The sequence below is a fragment of the Colwellia sp. 6_MG-2023 genome, from assembly GCF_030547765.1.
Taxonomy (GTDB): domain Bacteria; phylum Pseudomonadota; class Gammaproteobacteria; order Enterobacterales; family Alteromonadaceae; genus Colwellia.
On sequence record NZ_JAUOPP010000051.1, the window covers coordinates 1 to 3,771 of the forward strand.

Annotated in this window: 2 protein-coding genes and 1 pseudogene; all 3 read right to left on the reverse strand. The window is 42.6% G+C overall.

Features of this window, described 5'->3' with window-relative positions; genetic code table 11:
* Positions 1-629 (reverse strand): annotated as a pseudogene (locus Q4503_RS18685) (hypothetical protein); the annotation flags it as partial.
* On the reverse strand, positions 629-2,770 hold the full coding sequence (gene gspD, locus Q4503_RS18690) for a type II secretion system secretin GspD (RefSeq protein ID WP_303603179.1): 2,142 nt from the start codon (positions 2,768-2,770) through the stop codon (positions 629-631). The pseudogene Q4503_RS18685 and the gene gspD, both read right to left, overlap by 1 nt.
* 104 nt (positions 2,771-2,874) lie before the next feature.
* Positions 2,875-3,771, reverse strand: an 897-nt coding sequence (gene gspC, locus Q4503_RS18695; protein WP_303603180.1) for a type II secretion system protein GspC, incomplete at its 5' end; no start/stop codon positions are given.

Genomic DNA, 3,771 nt, shown 5'->3' on the forward strand with positions numbered 1-3,771 from the left:
GCACCTTCTTTAATGGCTTCACTTAACATGGCATTGATAAGTTTGATGATAGGCGCGTCATCTTCATTTTCCAATAAATCTTCGCTTTCGGTCATCTCATCAGCAAGTGAGTATAAGTCGACTTCGTTACCAATATCTTCCATCATCTGTTGTGCTTCTGATGAATCACGTTGATACGCTTGTGTGAGTAATAACTCAAAGGCGGCAACCTCTTGTACGCGAAAGCTAAACGGCGCTTTAATAATGCGGCGTACTTCAACAATGGTCTCGACACTAATCGTTGGTAAGCAATGCAGCACATAGTGCTCATCTTCTTTCGCGAGTAAAACACTGTAGCGTTTTGCAAAGGCGAAGGGTAAACGCCAAGCAATAGCGGTCTCTTCACTGATTTGTGCTAACTCCTCGCGCTCACTGTCACTAAGGTTATCAGTATCTTTGTTAGACTCGCTGTCAGTGACCTCATGGTTGGTGTGACTAACTAAACTATCAACCAAGTTATCAACATCATCAGCAATCGTGCCACTGTCTAAATCAACCGACTCACCAAGCGCTGTTGCGTTTTGCTCATCGATTGTATTTACCGGACTACTTTTGCTTGCACTGCTGCCTTTTATTACATCGTCAGACATTATTCATCATTCTCTTTCACATCATTGACCGGCAAATCATCTTTTACTGAGTATGCTTTAAGGCGCTTATCATCTTGTACTGATTCTTGGTACGCTTCAAACGATGGGGGTAACGCTAATGCATCATTCCATTTTGGCAGAATAGGTAAGTTGTCATCATCCATCAATGACAAGCCTTCTTCTTGCTTACGTAGTTGGTCAGCGCGAATAAAGTTATACTTATCTTTCGCCATATTATGCATCATCGTTGAATCAGTAATAATTTGTGGCTTAAGAAATACCATCAAGTTACGCTTACGGGTCGTTGTGCTAGTTGATTTAAATAAATGTCCTAGAATTGGAATGTCGCCAAGTAACGGAACTTTCTGCTCACTCTCTTGCACGTCTTCATCAATGAGGCCACCTAAAATAACCGTTTGGCCACTTTCAACCATTACGGTAGTTTTGATTTCACGTTTGTTAATTGAAATATCAACACCCGTTGCGCCACTAACAGAAGAGACCTCTTGCTCAATGGTAAGTTGTACACTGTTACCTTCGTTAATTTGTGGTGTTACTAAGAGTTTAATCCCCACTTCTTGACGGTCAACGGTTTGAAAAGGGTTTGAGCTGCCAGTACTTGACGCTTGCGAGCCAGTAATCACCGGAATCTCTTGACCTACCAAGAAGTACGCTTCTTCGTTATCCATCGTCGTGATACTTGGCGTGGCAAGAATATTAGAATTGGTGTTTGAGTTAACCGCTTGAATAATTGCGCCCCAGTCATTTTTAGCAATACCAAACATACCGCCACTTACAGTGCCAAGTAGTTGTGCCAAAATAGTATAGTCACCATTCGTATCAGGGTTTTGTGTTTCGCCAGACTCGGTAATAACCACAGTACCTTCTGTTTCTTCAGCGGCTTTAACACCCGCGGCAATACCTGATATAGGCGCTACACCGTTAGTAAACTGAGTAAAACCACCCGCTTCACTGTACCACTGCACACCCAGTTGTGCGCCATCGCTTTCATACACTTCAACAATAATCGCTTCAATGTGTACTTGTGCGCGTGGTACGTCTAGTTGGCGAATAACCCCTTCTAATGAACGTAACATCTCAGGTTGTCCGGTGATAACAACCGTATTGGTTGCTTCATGCGCTTCAATACTGGTTTCGTTTTGTGCGTTGCTCTTACTCGCTGCCCTTGTGGCTTGTGCTTCAGAGGAAATAGTTTTACTCACACCACTAAGCACTTTGACTAAGTCTTCAGCTTTTGAGTATTTTAAGTAGTAAACACGGGTATTGCCGTTAGTTTCTAATTCACTGTCAAGTCGCTTCACTAAACGCACAACGCGCTCACGTGCTTTAACTTCACCGCTAACAATAACGCTATTACTACGGTCATCAGCAACAATCGTTGGAATTAAAAATGTCGCTTGCGTAGTTTTACCACCGCTTGGCTTATTCATTGCCTCGATAATACGCACCATTTCACCCGCAGATGCATATTGTAATTTAATAATTTCTACGTCTTGGTCACCCGCTCTATCAACACGCTCAATGATGTTCACTAAACGATTAACCGTTGCCGCTGTGCCCGTTAACATAATCACGTTTGCCGGGTCATAGTTTGTGACGTTACCACCACCTGCTTGGTCAGACAGTTGACGTAATAACGGCACCAGCTCACGTACCGTCACATTCTTTACTTCAACAATACGTGTCACCATTTCATCGCCAATAAGACTGCCGCCACTATCAACCACCGGAATCGCCGAGGTCTTAGCATCTTTATTACGAATGATTTTTACAATGTTATTTTCACGCTCAATCGCAGAAAAACCATACACCGCCAACACGTTTAAGAAAAACTGGTAGTACTGCTCTTCTGATAATAAGTCATAACTGCGCACGTTAATTTTACCACGCACGTTCGGGTCAACAATCATGGTCTTTTTCAAGTTTTTACCCACAATAGTGACAAACTCGACAATTTCAGTGTCTTTAAAGCTTGGTGAATACTCCGCCGCGCTCGCTTGTCCCACGGCAAAAATACCGCTAAAGCTCAATGCGGTCACTAAAACCAAACTCAATGATTGAAGTTGCTTAAACTTGTGGCGTAATGGCTTAACCACAATGGCGTTTAAGGTTGTGCCCATGAAAAATTCCTTATTGCTTCTTTGCTATCCACGATGAATACCAAAGGTTAATACTAATGGCTCACACTCAAGATAAGTGCAAACGTTAATGCTAAAATAGGTTGTTATTCAATACTAAACATTATTTCAATCAGCTCGTTGTTTCGCTCAACTAACAATGAAATGTTTTGTGCTGTTTTTAAGGCTGACATTGCTTGTGCTGCCTCTACAGGCACCAATAAATCATGCCCATTCATTTGTGTTGCCACATCGCCTGACTTTAAGCCCGATAAAGCAAAAAACTCAGGGTTTTTGCCTGGTGATAAGCGATACCCCGAAATCTGACCGTTTTTACGTGCCGGTGTGATGCGCAAGTAATCCGTTATTTTCCCTGGGTTGTTGTTTAAATCATTACGTAATGACTGTGCCGCTTGTTTGAAATCATTATTCTTGCGTTGGTCAATAACAGTGCCTTTCGTTGCGGCCACTTTCGGACCACTTTTTTCAGCGCGCGTCGCCTTAGCCGCATTCGCATTACTCGCTTTTTTATGAGACACACTTTGCGCCGGTTGATTATAGTCTGCACCATCAAGCATCAAGGTTTCTAAACGCCCCGACTGTTTAATAATAACCCGGTCGATTAGTACTTTTTCAAGTGTAGCTCGGGTGCCTTCAATAATGTCATCAATACCATAAGTTGCTTGTTTTTTCTTATGCTCAATAACCGCAGCCGCAATCGCCATATCATCACTAGCGACTAATCCTGATAACGTTAACTGTAAACGGGTTTCAGGTGCTGAAGCTATTTCTTCTATCGTTTCTGTTTTGGCTGCTTGATTATATTCACCAAACAAATGTAACGATTGTAGCGGTGATAAATCAACCTGACCACCTTGTAATTGGCTTTGTGCTTGTCGTTGAGCTGCCGTTAGGTTGCCCGCATTTTTATTACCAATGTTTTGTCCCGCCGTTGGCATGACCAGCCACGTGATCTTGGCCAAGATAAAAGCGATATAAATTAA

What these genes read in the sequence shown, in the direction of transcription:
- gspD (WP_303603179.1), bottom strand. Translation starts at nt 2,770, where the DNA reads ATGGGCACAACCTTAAACGCCATTGTGGTTAAGCCATTACGCCACAAG.